A 17,513-nucleotide genomic window follows, 5' to 3' on the forward strand; every position below is an offset into this window, starting at 1 on the left:
ACGGGGTCCAGGATCGCACCTCGGGAAAAGAGGTGGCGAATGGATTAAGGCCCCGATCCGAAGATCGGGGCCTTGACTGTGGCTGGGGCCGGGGTCGAACCGGCGACCTATCGCTTTTCAGGCGATCGCTCGTACCAACTGAGCTACCCAGCCACGCAACCTTGAGGTTGCAGCGGTCCTGACGGGATTTGAACCCGCGGCCTCCACCTTGACAGGGTGGCGAGCACTCCAAACTGCTCCACAGGACCAAGCTGTTGCGTGCGAACAGTGTCGCACACGGGGTGGCGTGCTCCCAACGGGATTTGTGACCGGGGGTTCACGCTGTGGCGGCTCGATGTCGCTGGATCAGCGTATCAGACCTGGGGCCGTGGCCCGCACCTCTGACCTGCGGGGCCACGGCTTCCCGGCTCTGCGTCCGTTCGTGCTCGTCTCGTCCTCGTCCGGCTAGTCGTCGAAGGTGACGACCACCTTTTCGGCCGCCCCGGGCGTCAGTGTGAGGTCGAAGGCTCGCTCGACCTCGGAGAAGGGGACGTGGTGGCTGATCAGGCGGGCGAAGCGGTCCTGGTGTTCCACGAGTTCCTGGGTGACCTCGAAGATCTCGGTGGGGTAGCCCTGGGTGCCGATGATGGTCATCTCGCTGCGGAGGATCGCGCCGAAGTCGATCGGTTCGGGCTTTTTGTGTACGGCCACGGTGACCAGCTTTGCGCCCCACTTGGCCGAGGTGAGGGCGGTGTTGACGACGGCGGCGACTCCGGCGGCGTCGATGTAGATGTCGGTGTCGGGGCGGGGCTGGCCCAGGGAGTTGGCGCCCTGGCCGTGCAGTTCGGTCAGGCGGGCGGTGACGTCCTCCTTGGCGGAGTCGATGACGGCGTCGGCCCCGATGTCCAGGGCCGTCTGGAGGCGCTCGGGGATGACGTCGGCGACGGTCACATGCTGGACCCCGCGCAGCTTCAGCCAGATCGCCGCGCCGAGGCCGATGGGTCCGGCCCCGAACACGAGGACCTTGTCGGCCGGCTTGGCCTCGGAACGGTTGACGCAGTGGCGGGCGACCGCCATGGGTTCGTTGAGTGCGGCGACGTCGAAGGGGATGGTGTCGGGGATGACCGCAACGTTCCTGCCCGGCGCGGTGTCCTCGATGAGCAGGTATTCGCGCATGCCGCCCTGTGCGCCGCCGCAGCCGATGATGCCGGAGGGGACACCCTGAGGGTTCACGACGACGCGGTCGCCCACCTTCAGGTCCGTGACCTCGGCGCCGACCTCGACGATCTCGCCGGCCGGCTCGTGGCCGAGGGGTACGGGGATCATCGCTCCGCCCGGGCCCAGCGGCATGCCGCCCATGTGCAGGAAGGTGACGTCGGTTCCGCAGATGCCGCAGGCGCGGATCCGCAGAAGTGCGTCTCTTGGGCCGGGGACGGGCCGGTCGACGTTCACCACGTCGATGGAGCCTGAGGGGCCCGTCTGTACGGACTTCATCGTGGTCTTGGAGGTCTTGGAGGTCTTGGAGGTCTTGGAAGTCACGGAAGTCAGGGAGGTCATGGAGGTCATGGAGGGCTCTCTTTCAGGAGTACTGAGCGAGGGGTGTGGCAGGGCTCGTACGAAACCCGAAACCGGTCACGCCCGGGTTCGTACGGGCCCCGTCGGATCAGGTGGCCGACCAGCCGTTGTCGACAGGGAGGACGGCGCCGCTGATGTAGCTCGCGGCGTCGGAGGCGAGGAAGACGATGGCGGCGGCCTGTTCCTCGGGCGTGGCGAGCTTGTCGCCGACGCCGATGGCGAGGTAGGGGCCCAGTGCGGCGGGGCCGTGGGCGTCCGGTCGTAGGTCGGGGCGGAGGTTGGTTGCGGTGCCGCCGGGAGCGATGGCGTTGGCCCTGATACCGGACTTGCGGTACATCACGGCGAGGGATTTGGTCAGGCCGACGATGCCGTGCTTGGAGGCGGTGTAGGCCGCTCCGGCGGCGCTGCCGCGGAGGGCAGCTTCGGAGGCGGTGAAGACTATTGCCCCGCTGCCCGCGGTGAGCAGGTGCGGCAGGGCGGCCCGGGTCAGGCGGAAGGGCGCGGTGAGGTTGATCCCGATGACGCTGTCCCACTCGTCGTCTTCGGTCTCGCCGACGGCCGACATGTGGTCCATGATTCCGGCGTTGTTGACGAGGACGTTCAGGCCGCCGAAGGCCTGTACGGCGGTGTCGACGATCTCGTCGATGACCTGCTGGTCGCGGAGGTCGCCGATGACAGCCTTGGCTGTGCCGCCCGCTTCTTCGATCGTCTTGACGGTCTGCTCGGCGCCTTCCTGGTTGACGTCCGCGACCAGGACGCTCGCGCCCTCCTCGGCGAACTTCACGGCTGTGGCCCGGCCGATGCCGGAGCCTGCTCCGGTGACGATGACGCTGCGTCCCTGGAGGCCGGTGCTGGTCATGGGCGTGCTCCTCTGGAGGTGGAGTGTGGGTGGCGGCTTACTTGAGTTAGGCAAGCATGTAGGAATTACTTGAGTCAAGCAAACTTGCAGAATTCGGCTTGCTTGAGTTAGGCAATTAGCTGGTAAAGTGCGAAGCATGTCCACACCGTCCTCCGCAGCAGGTGAAGTCTCGCCAGATGTGATGATGATCGAGCGCGCACTCACCCGCGCTACGTACCTCTCCGGCAGAGCGCGGCAGCACGAGCGCCTCATGGCGCTCTCGGGTCTGCCGCTGGACCGTGCCGCCGTGGCGGTCCTCAGGCAGCTCGCCGAGAGCGAGCCGCTGCGGCTCGGGGAACTGGCGGCCCGGTTGTCGGTGGAGGCCTCGCACGTCACCCGGCAGGTGCAGCATCTGGAGAGGGTCGGCTATGCGAGCCGTGTCCCCGACCCCGACGATCGCCGGGCCCAGCAGGTTCGGCTCACGCCGGCCGGCGAGGAGGCGTTCGCCCGCGTCCGGGAGGCCAGTGCCCGGGGTATGCAGGTGGCTCTCGCCGACTGGTCGCCGGAGGAGTTGCGGCAGCTCGCCTCGCTCGTCCACCGGATGGTCGACGACTTCATCGGGCGGGCGGAGGCTGAGCTCTAGGTACCGCCGCCTCAGGAGCACACGACCTACACGGATGGTCTTGCCATGTACGGGAGTATCAGCGAGAAGCCGTCGCCTGCTCGTGGGGACGGGCAGCATGTGCTGGTCGTCGTCGACGATCCCGGGACCGCGGAACTCCTCACGACCACCTTGGAGTTGGCGGGCTATCGGGTAGGTACGGCGGGTACGGGGGCCGAGGCCGCCTTGCTGGTCGCGGAGTTCCGGTTCGACCTGGTGGTGCTCGATGCCACGTTGCCGGATCTGGGCGGGCTCATGCGGGGGCGTCGCGTGGCGGCTCTGGACCGGCCGCCGATGCTTTTTCTGACCGCGTGTGAGTCGCTGGACTGTCTTGTTCACGAGCTTGGGCCGGGGGAGCAGGATTACGTCACCAAGCCCTTTCGTATCGCCGAAGTGCTGGCCAGGGCGCGGGTTTTACTGCGCGGCCGGAATCCCGTACGGCCGGGTGGCGCGCCCTGCTACCGGGATCTGGTCCTGGACGATGCCACGTGCCAGGCGCGGCGCGGGGACAGGGTTTTCGATCTCACGCCCGCGGAGTACCGGCTGCTGCGTCATCTGCTGGTCAATCCGGAGCGTGTGCTGTCCAAGGAGCAGATCAGCCGGCATGTCTGGGGCGAGTTCCGGGCCCGTAACGCGATCGAGCAGCTTGTCTCGCGGCTTCGGCGCAAGGTGGATCAGGAGGAGCCCGCGCTCATCCATACCCGGCGGGGTTTCGGGTACTGGCTGGGGTGCTCGAGCCGTTGAGGGGTTGTGGCGGCGGGTCGGGGCGGGCGGCGTGTTCGCAGGCGTCGAGTGCTCAGCCTCGGAGATGGTGGTTTTCTGGGGGTGGGGCATGGTTTGGCCGGGCTGTCCCGAGGTACCGCAGCCCCCGAGGTTCTGCAGTGCGGTGACGAGAGGAGCGATCACGATGGAGAAGGAACGACCGCATCCGGAAACCGTCTCCGTGGAACTCAGCGGATGCAGCAAGGAAGACGCCCGCGTCGTGTTCGACACCCTGTGCGCCTGCTTCAGTTCCGACCGGTGCGCCGAGGACGTACCCCAGGAGCTGTCGGCGACGCGTCCGACGGTGTGGCTCGGCACGTTCGACGTCGCCGACCCGCACGAGGGCGCCCGTCCCGCCCGCCTCACGGCGTCCGTCACGGCCGACGTCCAGGGCGGTTACTGGGCGATCGACCGCTTTCGGTCCACGCTGGATTCGCTGTTCTCCGTGTATGAGGTCAGTACGGCATCCGGGGACCAGGAGGAGGAACTGCACGTACGGCTGGAGAGCCGGCGGTATCAGGAGGCCTGAGCGGTAGGCCTGAGGCCGTAAGCCTGAGCAGTAGGCCCGTAAGCCCTCCGGTGTCTTTGCCTGTTCTTTACAACCCGGTTCCTCGCTGTCTCGTCTCTCCGCTCGATCCGTGACGCGCCCGCTGAATCCGTGGGTGGGCGGAGCGACGAAAGAGAGCGACTGATGCGCCGAACTGTCCTTGCCGCCATGGCACTTGTGGGTACGGCTGTGCTGGGGGGCGCGGTGCCCGCGTTCGCCGACGGGGGGACCCCGACGCCGGCTCCCTCCGCCCCGGCGAGCGACACGCCGTCTCCGACGTCCACGGCCACGCCTGCCCCGACTGAGGACGCTTCCAAGGCACCGGCCGAGAGTTCCACCCCGACCCCCTTGGACCCGAGCGCCGAGCCGACGTCGGACTCGGGTCAGGTGTCCGTCGTGCCGAGCGGGGCGCCCGACACCGGTGTGACGCCGGGGTCCGAGGAGTCCGGCGGTGAAGGCGCGCTGATCGGGGGCGGTGCCGCGGTTCTCGTCGGGGGCGGTGCGGTGGTCTTTCTCGTACGTCGGCGGAGGGCGACGGGGGTATGACGGCGCCGTCCAGGCGTGCGGTCGTCGCGGTGGGGCTGGGCTCGTTGCTCGTGGGGTGCGGCGGGAGCGGGAACGGGGGCGGGCAGGGCACGAGCGCGCGGTCCAGCAGTTCGCCTTCACCGTCCGCCTCGAAGGTGAAGTCGGCGCGGCCGCTTGGGCGTTCGGAGCCCGTGCGTCTGCGGATCCCTGCCATCGGGGTCGACACCTCGGTCATGCGGCTGGGGTTGGCCGAGGACGGCAGCGTGCAGGTGCCGCCGATCACGGCGGACGACCGGGCGGGCTGGTATCGGCACTCGCCGACGCCGGGGCAGGTCGGCCCGTCCGTGATCCTCGGTCATGTCACGGTCGGCTCGTACGGGGACGGGGTGTTCCGTCACCTGGACCGGCTGCGGCGGGGGGACCGGATCGTGGCGCGGCTGGAGAACGGCGTGGCTGCGGAGTTCGGCGTCACCGCCGTGCGGACGGTTGCCAAGGCGGAGTTTCCTGCGGATGACGTTTACGGCGATGTCGAGCGGCCGGAGTTGCGGCTCGTTACGTGCGGGGGGCCGCGTCGTGGGGACTGGTATCGCGACAACGTGATCGTTTTCGCTGTGTTGCGCTCCGCGAGTCTTTGACCCCAGCCCCGCCCCTTCCCGAAACGGGGGGCTGCGCCCCCAGGACTCCCTCGATGGGTCGTGTTCCGGCCGCCGGTCCGTTGTGGCTGGTCGCGCAGTTCCCCGCGCCCCTGAAGGGGCGCGGTGGAACGTGCGCCACCGGTCCGGGCTCTTTCCGTACGAATGTTCCGACGACCCTGGAGAGCGTTGAAACGGTCCCGTGACAAGGCCGCGTCCGAGTTGTTCGCCGCCCTCTATCCGCGTCTCGCCGGGTGGTGCCGGCGGCTTGTCGACGATGATGAGACGGCGCACGAGATCGCCTCCGAGGCGTTCACCCGGCTCTGGGCCCGGTGGACCTCCGTGGAGGAACCCCGTGGGTTCCTCTACGTCACCGCGGCCAATCTTGTGAGGGACCACTGGCGCAAAATGGAGCGCGAGCGAAGAGCCGTGCGCCGGGCCACCTCGGAAGCCGCCGTCCGGCCGCAGACGGAGCTGGCCGACCCCACGGTCCGGCTGCTCGTGCAGTCGTTGCCGGAACGACTGCGCGTACCGATCCTGCTGCACTACTACGCCGACATGCCGATCCGGGAGGTGTCCGTACTGACCGGGCGCAAGGAAGGAACCGTCAAGGCCGATCTCCACGCTGCCCGCGAACTGCTCCGCGCCCACCTGAGGAGAAGCCTTGACCACACGCTTTGACGACGGCGGCCCGGAGTTCGGCCCCGACGACCCCCTTGCGGTGATCCTCCGGCCATCCTCCGACCACCTCGCCCCGCCCCCCGGGCGCTACGAGGCGATCCGCCGCGGCGCGGCCCGCCGCCGTCTGCTCCGTGCCGCGGCCGGAGCCGGTCTCTCGTGCGCGGTCGCCGTCCTCGTCGCCCTGCCGCTGCTGAGGTCGTCCGACGGGCCCGCGTCGCCGACGCCCCCGCTCGCCCCACCGCCCGCGACAAGCCCTTCGGCCCCGGCCGCTCCGTCCACTCCGCCCGACTCGGCGAACCCCTCGGACCCGTCGGTGCCGTCACCCGCGCCCTCCAGCCCCGAGCCCACCATCGAGACCCCGACGGGCGCCTCCGAAGCCTCGTCACCTCCGTCCGCTCACACCTCCACTCCCACCCCCACCCCCACCTCCACCCAGGCCCCGTCCTCGGCCCCGACGTCGGACTCCGTCGAGCCGACGGCAGTGCCGAGTGGAACGGCAGAAAATCCCTGACCTCAGGCCTTCTCCGCCACGCCTCCCAGTTGGGGAACGGCCCCGGTCTCCGTACCGGGCTCCGATCGCCACTGCGAGCAGGAGACGAGGCCCGGCTTCAGGAGTGTGAGGCCGTCGAAGTACGTGGCGATCTCCTCCCTGCTGCGGGCGGTGACCGGCGGCTTGGCGTTGGCGTTCCAGAAGGCCATCGCCTCCAGTTGGAGGTCGCCGCCGAGTTCGGGCTCCGTGGTGGGGTGGGTCAGGACGAGAACGCTTCCGGGGGCGAGCGCCGCCACGAGCCGGCTCGCGATGGACCGGGCCTCGGCATCGTCGAGGACGAAGTTGAGGATGCCGAGCAGCATCAGCGCGACCGGCTTGGTGAAGTCGAGGGTGCCGCCCGCGATCCGCAGGATGGCGTCCGGGTCGTGCACATCGGCGTCGATGTAGTCGGTGGCGCCTTCGGGGGTGCTGGTCAGCAGGGCGCGGGCGTGGGAGAGCACGATGGGGTCGTTGTCGACGTACACGATCCGTGACTCGGGTGCGATCCGCTGGGCGACCTCATGGGTGTTCTCCATGGCCGGCAGCCCGGTGCCGATGTCGAGGAACTGGCGTATGCCGCGCTCCTCGGCCAGGAGACGCACCGCACGGCTCAGGAACGCCCGGTCGGCGCGGGCGATGTCGCGGATGACGGGGATCATCCCGGCGACATGGTCGCCCACCTGCTCGTCGACGGGGTAGTTGTCCTTGCCGCCCTGCCAGTAGTTCCATACGCGGGCGTTGTGCGCCGTCCCCGTGTCGATGCGGGTCTCTATGCCGTCGGGCTGGTTCTCGCTCACGTCGTCCTCTCCTCGTACGTCCTCGTACGCCCAAGGGCCGGATGGCGCCGGGCAATTGGGCCCTGGCGCCGGACACTTGGTCACGGCCGTGGTACGGCCTGCCGGTGGGCGTCATTCTGCCGCCCTGTCGTCGTAGGTTTGTGGAGGATGCCGGTTGGCGGACGATGCCGCCCCGGCTGGAACTCCCCCGGGAGGTGGCCGTGTTCCGAGGCCCTGGGTGGCGGATCGACGGGCTGACGGGTCTTGCCGTGAGCCCCCGCTCGCTGCTGCGACGGCGTCCCGCCGCACGGCCGAGGCTCGAACTTCTCGAGCCGTGGGAGCAGGAGGTCGACGAACAGACCGCGCGCGCCCACACCCGTACCGGCATCCGGGGGTTCCCGTACCGTCCGCGCCGCGCGGAGGACGTGCCAGGCGGAGCGTTCGACGCGCTGCGCCAGACGGTCGGCGCCAGGGACTTCCGGGACGTGTTCGTCGTCCCCGCTCACACCCGGCCCGGCCGTCTCGGAGGCAGCCGCCTTCACCTGCTGACTCCGGCCGGCGTGCTCGGTTTCGGGCCCGGCGGAGTGGCCCTGTGGGTCGGTGCTCCCGCCGAGCCCGGAGTGCGGGTGGCCCTGCGTCCGGAGCAGGTGGCCGCGATCCAGACGGCGCACGTCCTGCTGTACGCCCGTCTGACGATCCTCGCCACCGACGCGCGCCTGAACATCCACTACAACGCGGTCGCCGAGCATGAGCTGCACCCCTTGGTGCTGTCCCTGCGCCGCCGCGTCGCCCCCGCCGGGCTGGACCTGCCCGACGCTCCCGTACCGGACGCCGGACTCCCGTACAAATGGCGACGCTTGCTCACCGAGCACACGGCACGCCTGAACGACGGCGAGCGGGCCGCCGCCGTCGCCGGCCCGCTGCCGGTCCCTCTGCGTTCGGAGCCCGCGTACGCCGCTGTCGTACTCACACCGCGCGAACTCGTCGTCCTCGCCGACCCCGTTCACGCCGATCGATCCGGTGGCCTCCACGGCCTGGACACCCACTGCATCCCGCGCACCCGGATCGAGCAGGTACGCATGGAGGGCCCGCTCCTGCGAGTCCGAGTCTGCGGAGCGGACCTCCAACTGCCGCTGGGCGAACGGCTTTCGGCCCGGGCTGTGCATGCCTTCGCCGGGCACTTGCCGGTCGGGTCGTAGGCCAGGTGTACGGGTTCCTGTCGTCACTCGCGTCGCTCAGTGCCGCGGCTCCCAGCGGAACCACCGCTGCACGCCATACACGGCCACGCCCGTCCACGCCAAGGCCACGAGCATCGCCCGGAGTTGATCCATAGCGCCCATATCTCCCGTCCAGCCGCCCCGCAGCAGGTCCATCACCGGCGAGAACGGAAGCCAGGCGGCGACGTCGGCCGCCGCGTCCGGCAGCAGCTCGCGCGGCGCGAAGACCCCGGAGGCGGCCATGGTCACCAGCAGGAACGGCAGGAACGTCAGCTGCGCGCTCTCCGCCGTCCGGGTGAACGCCGCGGTCAGCGCCGCCGCGGCGACCAGCATCGCCACGCCGATGAGCAGGCCCGCCACCACCAGGTGCCAAGCGGCCGGTGCCTTCGCGTCCAGGAACACGGTCAATCCGGCCCCCAGCAGCACGGACTGTACGAGCACCAGCAGAAGCGCCGGGAGCGCGCCGCCGGCGAGGATCTCCCAGTCACGCAGCTCGCCGGTGCGCAGCCGCTTGAGCACGAGACCCTCGCGGCGCACGACGTACACGCCGACCAGGTTCGTATAGACGGCGAAGAACAGCGCATTGGCCAGCGCGGCGGGCAGCATGACGGTGGCCACCGACAGGCCGGTGCCCTCGAGGTCCAGCCCGTCGACCACGCCGCGCATCGCGAAGGCCAGCGCGCTGGGCAGGATCACCGCGTTGACCAGGGACGCCCTGCTGCGCAGCAGCAGCGTCAGCTCGGCGCGGCCGAGGGCGGCCATACGGGCCGCGGCGGTGCGCTGTGGAGTCGTGGCCGTTGCCGTGGCCAAGGGCTCTTGTGCGGTACGGGCTACTGATGTCATCGTCGCGTCCCCTCGCGCTCCGGGCTCTTGCCCGCCAGGCCTTTGTCGTTCTCAAGCCCCTCGCCCGCCAGGCCCGTGCTCTCCAGCCCCTTGGCGATCTCCATGAACGCCTCCTCCAACGTTGCCGACCGGGCGTCGAGGCCGCGCAGCTCCACGCCCTCGTCGCGGGCCCACAACAGCAGTGCTGTCGCGGTTCGTTGAAGATCGCCGGTCTGCAGCCGGACCATCCGGCCGGACTGCCGGTGACCGGTCACGCCCAGCGCCGCGAGCGGCGGCAGATCGCCCAGGAAGCGGTCGAGGGGCAGCTCGAAGCTGATCTTGGAGGGCCGCTCGGCGACCACGTCGGCAACCGTGCCGGACGTGGCGATCAGACCCCCGTGCATGATCGCCAGCCGGTCGGCCAGCTCCTCCACCTCCTCCAGATAGTGCGTGGTGAGCAGCACCGTCGTGCCCTGCTCCTTCAGCTCGCGGACCAGCTCCCAGGTATCGCGGCGGGACTGCGCGTCCAGTCCGGTCGTCGGCTCGTCGAGGAAGAGCACCTCCGGCCGCCCCAGCAGCGCCAGCGCGAGATCGAGCCGACGCCGCTCCCCGCCGGAGAGCTGCTTGACCCGTACCGCCCCCCGCCCGGACAGCCCGGTCAGCTCCAGAGCCTCCACCTCCGGCCGGGCACCGCTGGTGCAGCCCGCCCACATCCGTACGGTCTCCATGACCGTCAGCTCCGTAGGGAAGCCGCCCTCCTGGAGCATCACCCCGATACGGGGGCGAACGGCAGCGCGTTCGCGGTACGGGTCACGGCCGAGCACCCGGACCGTCCCGGCGGCGGGGGCGGCCTGGCCCTCCAGGAGCTCCAGGGTGGAGGTCTTGCCGGCACCGTTGGTCCCGAGGAGAGCGAAGAGCTCGCCCCGGGCGACGGTGAGGTCGACGCCGCGTACGGCCTCGAAGCCCTGATAGCGCCGCCGCAGCCCGGCGGTTTCGATGACTGTGTCCATGTACTTCAGGCTTGCGGCGTGCAGGGGCCGTTGGGAGTGCGGTCTGTCATCGGCCCTCATGACATCTGTCATGTACGGGGTGGTGGCCCATGGGTTGTGGCCCGTCCGTCGGCAGGAACGGCCGGGGGTACGTCATGAAGGACCGGGACCACTTCACCACTGAAACGGGACCACGATGACCTTCAGCGCTTCCCCCGCCAGGCCTTCCGAACCCGACGCCCCCACCCGCCGTCCGAACGTCCTCGTCTTCTTCACCGACCAGCAACGCTGGGACACCACCGGCCTCCACGGGAACCCCCTGGGCCTCACCCCCGCCCTCGACCGGCTCGCCGCGGACGGAGTGAGCGTGGACCGCTCCTTCACCTGTCAGCCCGTCTGCGCGCCCTCGCGCGCCAGCCTCCAGACCGGGCAGTACCCGACCACCACCGGGGTCTTCCGCAACGGCCTCCCTCTCCCGCGGGACACCCAGACCCTGGCCCGCGCGTTCCGGGACGCGGGCTACGCCACCGGCTACATCGGCAAGTGGCACCTGGCCGGCGGTCGTACGGCCGGTCCGGTGCCGGAGGAGGACCGGGCCGGGTACGAGCACTGGCTCGCCGCCAACCTGCTCGAGTTCACCTCGGACGCGTACGAGACCACGCTGTACGACGGCACCGGCACCCCGCACCACTTCGACGGCTACCGCGCGGACGCGCTCGCCACCGCAGCGATCGACTTCATCGACCGTGACCGTGACCGCGGCAGGGACGGTGACCGGGACCGGCCGTTCTTCCTCTTCCTGTCGTTCCTGGAGCCGCACCACCAGAACTCCCGCGACGACTACCCCGCTCCTACGGGCTACCGCGACCGCTACGACGCCCCCTGGGTACCCTCCGACCTCGCGGCCCTCGGCGGCGGCAACTGGGCTCAGCACCTGCCCGGTTACTACGGAATGGTGCGCCGGCTGGACGAGGTGCTCGACCGCATCGTCTCCCACCTTCGGCGACGCGGGGAACTGGACGACACCGTCATCCTCTTCACCTCCGACCACGGCTGCCACTTCAAGACCCGCAACGAGGAGTACAAACGCAGCGTCCACGACGCCTCCGTACGCGTGCCCACCGTGCTCCGCGGACCAGGACTGCGCGGCGGCGTAAGGCTGCCGGAACTGGTCGGCCACGTCGATCTGCCGCCCACCCTGTTGCAGGCGGCGGGCATCCCCGTGCCCCCACAGATGCAAGGGCGTTCCCTGCTGCCGCTGCTGCACGGCTCAGACCCCGACTGGCCGCGGGAGGTACTCATCCAGGTCAGCGAATCGGAGGTCGGCCGAGCTCTGCGCACGGACCGCTGGAAGTACGCCGCGACCGCCCCGGACGCCGACCCCTGGAACGATCCGCGCGCCGACCGCTACCAGGACGCCTACCTCTACGACCTGCACTCCGACCCCGACGAACTGACCAACCTCGTGGCCGACCCGGCATACGAGGACGTCCGGGCAGAGCTGAGGCAGCGGCTCGTGCGGCGCATCGCCGAGAGCGGAGAACCGCGCCCCGTGATCACGGCGGCAGAGCGACTCCCGACGTCCGCCCCCGAATGACGGGCCGACGACCGGCCGGCCGCGGCCGTGTCGCCTACGGCTTGGGCGCGGGTTGCTCCCCCGAGCCTCGGACGATCAGCCTGGTGGGAACAGTGATGGTGCGAGCCCGGGAGCGGTCGCCGTCGAGCCGGGCCAGGGCGGTGGCCGCGGCGCTGCGGCCGATTTCTTCGGGGTCCTGGGCGACGACGGTCAGGGCCGGTTCCAGTGCCTCGGCGAGTGATACGTCGTCGAAGGCGACGACGGCTACGTCCTTGCGCTTGCTGCGGGCGAGTTCGGCGACGATTCCGAGGCCCATGATGTTGTTTCCGGCGAACAGGGCCGTGGGGGGATCGGCCAGTTCGAGGAGTTGGGAGGTCGCTGCCTCGGCCCCCTGCTGGTCGTGCGCGCTGGCGACCAGCGAGCGGTCGTAGGGGATGTCGGCCTCTTGCAGGGCCGCGCGGTAGCCGGCGAAGCGTTCGCGGCGGGTGTACAGCTTGACGGGCAGGTCGCCGACGAATCCGATGCGGCGGTGTCCGTGGGTGATCAGGTGGGCGACGCCGTCTCGGGCCCCGGCACGGTTGGAGCTGACGATGCTGTCCGTGGACAGGCCGACTCCTGGTCGGTCGAGGAAGACGATGGGCAGCCCCGCCGTACGGTGGGACTTGAGGTGGGAGTGGTCGGCGCCGACTGACGGCACGACGATCAGGATGCTGACGCGCCGGGCGAGGAACTTGGCCGTCAGGGCGCGTTCGCGGTCGGGGTCGTCCGCGGAGGAGCCCATGAGCAGCGTCAGTCCGCGCTCTCGGACCGTGTCCTCGATGCCGCGGGCCACGGCTCCGAAGAAGGGGTTGCCGAGGTCGGGGATGACCAGTCCGATGGTGGTGTCCGGACCGCCGACCCGGATGTTGCGCGCCATGAGGTTCGGCTGGAAGCCCAGCTTGGCCACGGCCGCGAGTACCTGTTCCCGCGTCTGCGCCGAGACGGGTCCGTCTTCGTTGAGGACACGGGAGACCGTTTTGGCGCTGACACCTACTTCTCGTGCGACGTCGGCCAAAGTGGGGCGGCGGTTCGCTGCCATCGAGGAAACGGTCTCCTGTTGCTCGTCGGTTCCGGCCACGGCCGCGGCCGGAACCTGTAAGTGCTTCAGCCGTACGTCAGTTGGCCTGGACGCCTGCGGCCTTCGCCGCCTCGGAATCCGCTACGACCGTACCTCCGGCCTCGTCGACGGTGAGCGCGCCGGTCATGATGGCGACGACCTCCGCCATGGAGTAGTCCGAGGGCTTGATCACGGCGGCGCGCCGGCCCAGCCGGTGGACGTGGATCCGGTCGGCGATCTCGAAGACGTGGGGCATGTTGTGGCTGATCAGGACGACCGGCATGCCCTTGTCGCGGACCCGGCGGATGAGGTCGAGGACCTGGCCGGACTCCTTGACGCCGAGGGCGGCGGTGGGTTCGTCCATGACGACGACGCTGCGGGCCCAGGCGACGGAACGGGCGACCGCGACGGCCTGCCGCTGTCCACCGGAGAGGGTCTCGACCGACTGCGTCAGCGAGCGCAGGCCGATCTTCAGGTCAGCCATGTGCTCGGCGGCCTCCTGACGCATGCGCTTCTTGTCCAGCATGCGGAAGACACTGCCGAGGACGCCGGGGCGGCGCAGTTCGCGCCCGAGGAACATGTTCGAGGCGATGTCCATGGAGGCCGCCACGGCGAGGTCCTGATAGACCGTCTCGATGCCGTGGGCACGGGCACTTTGCGGACCGGAGAAGGTGATGGGTTTGCCGCCCAGCCGTATCTCGCCCGCGTCGGGGACCACCGCGCCGGTGAGGGCCTTGATGAGGCTGGTCTTGCCGGCTCCGTTGTCGCCGATGACGGCGAGGACCTCGCCGGGAAGCAGGTCGAAGTCGGCGCCGTCGATGGCGGTGACGTGGCCGTAGCGCTTGACCAGACCGCGTGCCTGCAGAACGGGGGTCGGAGTGGTGGTGGTCATCGGGCCTTCTTCCGGGAGATCTGGTCGACGGTCACCGCGAGGATCACCAGGACACCGGTGATCAGGGTCTGGTAGATGGAGGCGACACCCATCAGCTGCAGACCATTGCGGAAGACACCGACGATGAGGACGCCGATGAACGTGCCCAGGACCGAACCGCGTCCGCCGAAGAGGCTGGTGCCGCCGAGGACCACGGCGGTGATGCTGTCGAGGTTGTCGGTCTGCCCGGCCTGCGGGTCGCCGACTCCGGTGCGGGAGACGAGCAGCAGGGCGGCGATGCCGTAGAGGACACCGGCAGCGGTGTAGACGCCGATGGTCAGCCGGGAGGTGCGGATGCCGTTCAGCCGCGCCGCTTCCGGGCTGTTGCCCAGCGCGTAGACGTGCCGGCCCCATCCGGTGCTGCTCAGCGCGTAGGCGAGGAGGAGGAACAGGGCGATGGTGACCAGGGAGCCGTAGGTGATGTCGGTCTTGCCGAGCGGGAAGGTCTTGCCGAGGGCCGTCAGCGGGCCGGGCAGGTTGGTGACCGTCTGCTCCTCGGAGTAGATGTGGGTCAGCGCGAACGCCACGTTGAGCATGCCGAGGGTGACGATGAACGGCGGCAGCGGGATCTTCTGCACCAGCGCCCCGTTGAGCATGCCGAAGCCGCCGCAGACGACCAGGCCGAGCGCGATGGCGACGAGTGGGGGCACGGATCCCTCGGCCGCCATCTTGGCGATCACGATGCTGCCGAACGCCATCACGGCACCGCACGACAGGTCGATGCCCGCGGTGAGGATGATCAGGGTCTGCCCGATGGCCAGAGTGCCGACGACCATGACCTGCTGCACGATCAGCGAGAAGTTCCCGCCGGTGAGGAACTGGTCGGTCGAGAAGGAGAAGAAGACACAGGCCAGGAGGAGGGCGGCCAGCGGGCCGGTGGTCGGTTGCGTGAGCAGTCTGCGGACCGTGGTCGGTGCCTTGAGCTCCGAATACGGCGAGGACGTGCTCGGGGGCGTGGACGTGGCAGTCATGCGAAGTCCTTGTCGGAAGACAGAAAACCTTGTCGCCAGGACAAGAGGGGCGGCCGCCCCCGCCGGGCGGGGAGGTGCTGGGGGCGGCCGCCCCGCTGAGGGGAGTGGCAGTCTCGTACGGTCCTAGGGGGCGGCTCAGCCCCAGCAGTTCTCCAGGCCGTAGGCGGTGTCCTTCGAGGTGACCCCGGCCTGCGCCTTGTCGGTGATCAGCGTGACGCCCGTGTCGGTGTAACCCGACGCCTTCGTGCCGTCCTTGGCGTACGTCGCGACGGCCTTGACACCCTCGGCGGCCATCTTCAGCGGGTACTGCTGCGAGGTCGCGGCGATCTTGCCGTCCTTGACGGCCGTGGTGCCGGTGCAGCCGCCGTCGACGGAGACGATCAGGACGTCCTTCTCCCGGCCCTTGGCCTTCAGCGCGGTGTACGCGCCCAGCGCGGCCGGTTCGTTGATGGTGTAGACGACGTTGATGTCGGGAGACTTCTGCAGGCAGTTCTCCATCGCGGTCTGGCCCTTGGCCTGGTCGCCGCCGGTGTCCTGGGAGCAGACGATGGAGGGGTCGCCCTCCTCGACGCCGAAGCCCTTCAGGAAGCCGTTGTGCCGCTGGACACCGACGGAGACGCCCGGCGCGAGGTCGAGGGTGGCTATCTTGGCCGACTTGCCCTTCATGGTGGCCTTGGCGTACTCGCCGATCAGCTCGCCGGCCTTGAGGTTGTCGGTGGCGAAGAGGGCGTCGACCGCGCCTTCCGGGTCGGTCGGGGTGTCCAGGGCGATGACCAGGACACCCTTGGCCTTGGCCTTCTCGAGGGCCGGAACGATCGCCTTGGAGTCGCTCGGGGTGATCAGGATGCCCTTCACGCCGGCGGCCACCATGTTCTCGATGGCGGTGACCTGACCGGCGTTGTCGCCGTCGAACTTGCCCGCCGCGGTGGACAGTTCGACACCGTTCTCCTTGGCGGCCTTCTCCGCGCCCTCCTTCATCTTCACGAAGAACGGGTTGGTGTCGGTCTTGGTGATCAGACCGACCTTGACGCTGCCCGATCCGGCGCTCGCGGTGCCCGATTCGGACCCGGATCCGCAGGCGGTCAGGGTGAGGGCCGCGATGCCCGTGCACGCGGCAGCTCTGAGCAAGGAGGACGGCAGACGAGAGATGCGTGACATGGACTACTCCTGCGGGATTGCGGGCGGGCGGCCGGCATCGGGGCATGCCGTCCTGAGGTGTCATCGTTGACTTATGTCATCGTTGACACTGCTTGGCCAGGATGATGGACTCCGTCTCCAGGCAACGTCAATGCCTTGTACCCGTCACAAATCGGCAACGCCCGTGCCGTCGCCCGCCCGAATCCGCTCAGTGACTGCCCGCAACGTGCCTGCTTTGCCGGCGCGTTCCAAGAGAAGAGCAGCTCATGGCCCCGCATCAGATCACCGTCCTGGGAGAGTGCGTCGCCGACGCGTTCACCGAACCCGCAAGTACCCGGAACGAACTCGCCCTGCGGGTGCTGCCGGGCGGCGGACCCGCCAACACGGCGGTGGCCCTGGCCCGCCTGGGAACCCCGGCCCGCTTCCTCGCACGGCTGTCCGGCGACGTGTTCGGCCGCCTCTTCCGGGCCCACCTGGAGGCATCCGGCGTGGACCTGTCGTACGCCGTGGCCGCTGCCGAGCCCAGCACGCTGGCCGTGGCGGAGCTGGACGGCCAGGGGCAGGCCGCGTTCTCCTTCCATGCGCAGAACACGGCCGACTGGCAGTGGGTTCCAGAGGAATTGGCACGGGTGGACTTGGCCGAAACGGCCTGTGTGCACACCGGGTCACTGGCGCTGGTCCGTGAGCCCGGTGCGGCGGTGGTGGAGGAGTTTCTGGCAACGGCCTCTCCCCAGGCCACCATCAGCATCGATCCCAACGTCCGGCCGCTGCTGGTGCACCCCGACGTCTACCGAGACCGGCTGGCGCACTGGTGCGGCGTCGCCGACATCCTGCGGCTGAGCGAGGACGACCTGGAGCTGCTCCTGCCGGGCACCCCGCCGGAGCAGGCGTGCGACACCTGGCACGCAGCGGGGGTGCGGCTCGTCGTGATCACACGCGGTGCCGACGGCGCGCTGGCCTCACTCGACGGGGAACGGGTGCAGGTGCCCGCGGTGGCGACGCAGGTCGTCGACACGGTCGGTGCAGGGGACTCCTTCACCGCGGGACTGCTGCACCACCTCGGCACCCACGGATTCCTCGGCGGCAGGCTGACGGACCTGCGTCTCGGCGATGTCGAGGCAGCCTGTCTGTTCGCCGTGAAGGTCGCGGCTCTGACCTGCTCGGTTGCCGGGCCCAACCCGCCATGGCAGGACGAGTTGGCGCAGTTCGCGACGGACAAGGCCGTCGTCCGGCACCTCGACTCCACCCACTGACAAGGACAGGAAACCC

19 protein-coding genes and 2 tRNA genes are annotated in these 17,513 nt (G+C 69.6%); 10 read left to right on the forward strand and 11 right to left on the reverse strand.

What is annotated here, in order from left to right; translation table 11 throughout:
• Nucleotides 1-79: 79 nt before the first annotated feature.
• The 4 genes from ABD357_RS30285 to ABD357_RS30300 all read right to left on the reverse strand — a co-directional run bounded on the left by ABD357_RS30285 (nucleotide 80) and on the right by ABD357_RS30300 (nucleotide 2,413).
• Nucleotides 80-153: transfer RNA gene (locus ABD357_RS30285), tRNA-Phe, on the reverse strand.
• 20 nt (nucleotides 154-173) lie between these two features.
• A tRNA-Asp gene (locus ABD357_RS30290) sits at nucleotides 174-248 on the reverse strand.
• A gap of 196 nt (nucleotides 249-444) precedes the next feature.
• A complete protein-coding gene (locus tag ABD357_RS30295; RefSeq protein WP_344394258.1) occupies nucleotides 445-1,473 on the reverse strand; it encodes a zinc-dependent alcohol dehydrogenase in 1,029 nt (342 codons plus the stop codon).
• Nucleotides 1,474-1,642: 169 nt separating this feature from the next.
• Nucleotides 1,643-2,413, reverse strand: a complete 771-nt coding sequence (locus tag ABD357_RS30300) for an SDR family NAD(P)-dependent oxidoreductase (protein ID WP_344394199.1) — start codon at nucleotides 2,411-2,413, stop codon at nucleotides 1,643-1,645.
• Between the two features lie 136 nt (nucleotides 2,414-2,549).
• Between ABD357_RS30300 and ABD357_RS30305 the strand changes: the two genes are divergently transcribed.
• From ABD357_RS30305 to ABD357_RS30335, 7 genes are all read left to right on the forward strand, one after another.
• Nucleotides 2,550-3,035, forward strand: a complete 486-nt coding sequence (locus ABD357_RS30305; RefSeq protein ID WP_344394200.1) for a MarR family winged helix-turn-helix transcriptional regulator — start codon at nucleotides 2,550-2,552, stop codon at nucleotides 3,033-3,035.
• Nucleotides 3,036-3,080: 45 nt separating this feature from the next.
• A complete protein-coding gene (locus ABD357_RS30310; RefSeq protein ID WP_344394201.1) occupies nucleotides 3,081-3,797 on the forward strand; it encodes a response regulator transcription factor in 717 nt (238 codons plus the stop codon).
• 163 nt (nucleotides 3,798-3,960) lie between these two features.
• Nucleotides 3,961-4,344: a hypothetical protein gene (locus ABD357_RS30315; protein WP_344394202.1), complete on the forward strand. Its 384-nt coding sequence runs from the start codon at nucleotides 3,961-3,963 to the stop codon at nucleotides 4,342-4,344.
• Between the two features lie 162 nt (nucleotides 4,345-4,506).
• Nucleotides 4,507-4,908 (forward strand): sortase-dependent protein, encoded by a 402-nt coding sequence (locus ABD357_RS30320; RefSeq protein ID WP_344394203.1) that lies wholly within the window; start codon nucleotides 4,507-4,509, stop codon nucleotides 4,906-4,908.
• Nucleotides 4,905-5,522 carry a class F sortase gene (locus ABD357_RS30325; protein ID WP_344394204.1) on the forward strand — a complete coding sequence of 206 codons (618 nt, stop codon included), beginning with the start codon at nucleotides 4,905-4,907 and terminating at the stop codon, nucleotides 5,520-5,522. Before ABD357_RS30320 ends, ABD357_RS30325 begins: the two co-directional genes overlap by 4 nt.
• A gap of 186 nt (nucleotides 5,523-5,708) precedes the next feature.
• A complete protein-coding gene (locus tag ABD357_RS30330; protein ID WP_344394205.1) occupies nucleotides 5,709-6,200 on the forward strand; it encodes an RNA polymerase sigma factor in 492 nt (163 codons plus the stop codon).
• A complete protein-coding gene (locus tag ABD357_RS30335; protein ID WP_344394206.1) occupies nucleotides 6,184-6,711 on the forward strand; it encodes a hypothetical protein in 528 nt (175 codons plus the stop codon). Before ABD357_RS30330 ends, ABD357_RS30335 begins: the two co-directional genes overlap by 17 nt.
• 2 nt (nucleotides 6,712-6,713) lie before the next feature.
• On the opposite strand, the gene ABD357_RS30340 is transcribed toward ABD357_RS30335, so the two are convergent.
• A complete protein-coding gene (locus ABD357_RS30340; protein ID WP_344394208.1) occupies nucleotides 6,714-7,526 on the reverse strand; it encodes an SAM-dependent methyltransferase in 813 nt (270 codons plus the stop codon).
• Nucleotides 7,527-7,726: 200 nt separating this feature from the next.
• Between ABD357_RS30340 and ABD357_RS30345 the strand changes: the two genes are divergently transcribed.
• Nucleotides 7,727-8,704, forward strand: a complete 978-nt coding sequence (locus tag ABD357_RS30345; RefSeq protein ID WP_344394209.1) for a hypothetical protein — start codon at nucleotides 7,727-7,729, stop codon at nucleotides 8,702-8,704.
• A gap of 36 nt (nucleotides 8,705-8,740) precedes the next feature.
• Here ABD357_RS30345 and ABD357_RS30350 read toward each other — a convergent pair whose 3' ends face one another.
• Nucleotides 8,741-9,565, reverse strand: coding sequence for an ABC transporter permease (locus ABD357_RS30350; RefSeq protein WP_344394210.1), 825 nt, complete (start codon nucleotides 9,563-9,565; stop codon nucleotides 8,741-8,743).
• Nucleotides 9,562-10,554, reverse strand: coding sequence for an ABC transporter ATP-binding protein (locus ABD357_RS30355; RefSeq protein ID WP_344394211.1), 993 nt, complete (start codon nucleotides 10,552-10,554; stop codon nucleotides 9,562-9,564). Before ABD357_RS30355 ends, ABD357_RS30350 begins: the two co-directional genes overlap by 4 nt.
• A gap of 175 nt (nucleotides 10,555-10,729) precedes the next feature.
• On the opposite strand from ABD357_RS30355, the gene ABD357_RS30360 reads away from it, so the two are divergent.
• The gene (locus tag ABD357_RS30360) at nucleotides 10,730-12,130 is read left to right on the forward strand and encodes a sulfatase family protein (RefSeq protein ID WP_344394212.1); all 1,401 of its coding nucleotides are present in this window, start codon (nucleotides 10,730-10,732) and stop codon (nucleotides 12,128-12,130) included.
• 34 nt (nucleotides 12,131-12,164) lie between these two features.
• Here the strand turns inward: ABD357_RS30360 and ABD357_RS30365 are convergent, their stop codons facing one another.
• The 4 genes from ABD357_RS30365 to ABD357_RS30380 all read right to left on the reverse strand — a co-directional run bounded on the left by ABD357_RS30365 (nucleotide 12,165) and on the right by ABD357_RS30380 (nucleotide 16,265).
• Entirely contained in the window at nucleotides 12,165-13,187 is a 1,023-nt protein-coding gene (locus ABD357_RS30365) for a LacI family DNA-binding transcriptional regulator (protein WP_344394213.1), read from the reverse strand.
• A gap of 76 nt (nucleotides 13,188-13,263) precedes the next feature.
• On the reverse strand, nucleotides 13,264-14,097 hold the full coding sequence (locus tag ABD357_RS30370; protein WP_344394214.1) for an ATP-binding cassette domain-containing protein: 834 nt from the start codon (nucleotides 14,095-14,097) through the stop codon (nucleotides 13,264-13,266).
• The gene (locus ABD357_RS30375) at nucleotides 14,094-15,107 is read right to left on the reverse strand and encodes an ABC transporter permease (RefSeq protein ID WP_344394215.1); all 1,014 of its coding nucleotides are present in this window, start codon (nucleotides 15,105-15,107) and stop codon (nucleotides 14,094-14,096) included. Before ABD357_RS30375 ends, ABD357_RS30370 begins: the two co-directional genes overlap by 4 nt.
• 135 nt (nucleotides 15,108-15,242) lie before the next feature.
• The gene (locus ABD357_RS30380; RefSeq protein ID WP_344394216.1) at nucleotides 15,243-16,265 is read right to left on the reverse strand and encodes a sugar ABC transporter substrate-binding protein; all 1,023 of its coding nucleotides are present in this window, start codon (nucleotides 16,263-16,265) and stop codon (nucleotides 15,243-15,245) included.
• Between the two features lie 245 nt (nucleotides 16,266-16,510).
• On the opposite strand from ABD357_RS30380, the gene ABD357_RS30385 reads away from it, so the two are divergent.
• Nucleotides 16,511-17,497, forward strand: a complete 987-nt coding sequence (locus ABD357_RS30385; RefSeq protein ID WP_344394217.1) for a carbohydrate kinase family protein — start codon at nucleotides 16,511-16,513, stop codon at nucleotides 17,495-17,497.
• The last annotated feature ends 16 nt before the right edge of the window (nucleotides 17,498-17,513 follow it).

Source organism: Streptomyces vastus (assembly GCF_039532825.1).
In the GTDB taxonomy this organism is placed as follows: Bacteria; Actinomycetota; Actinomycetes; order Streptomycetales; family Streptomycetaceae; genus Streptomyces; species Streptomyces vastus.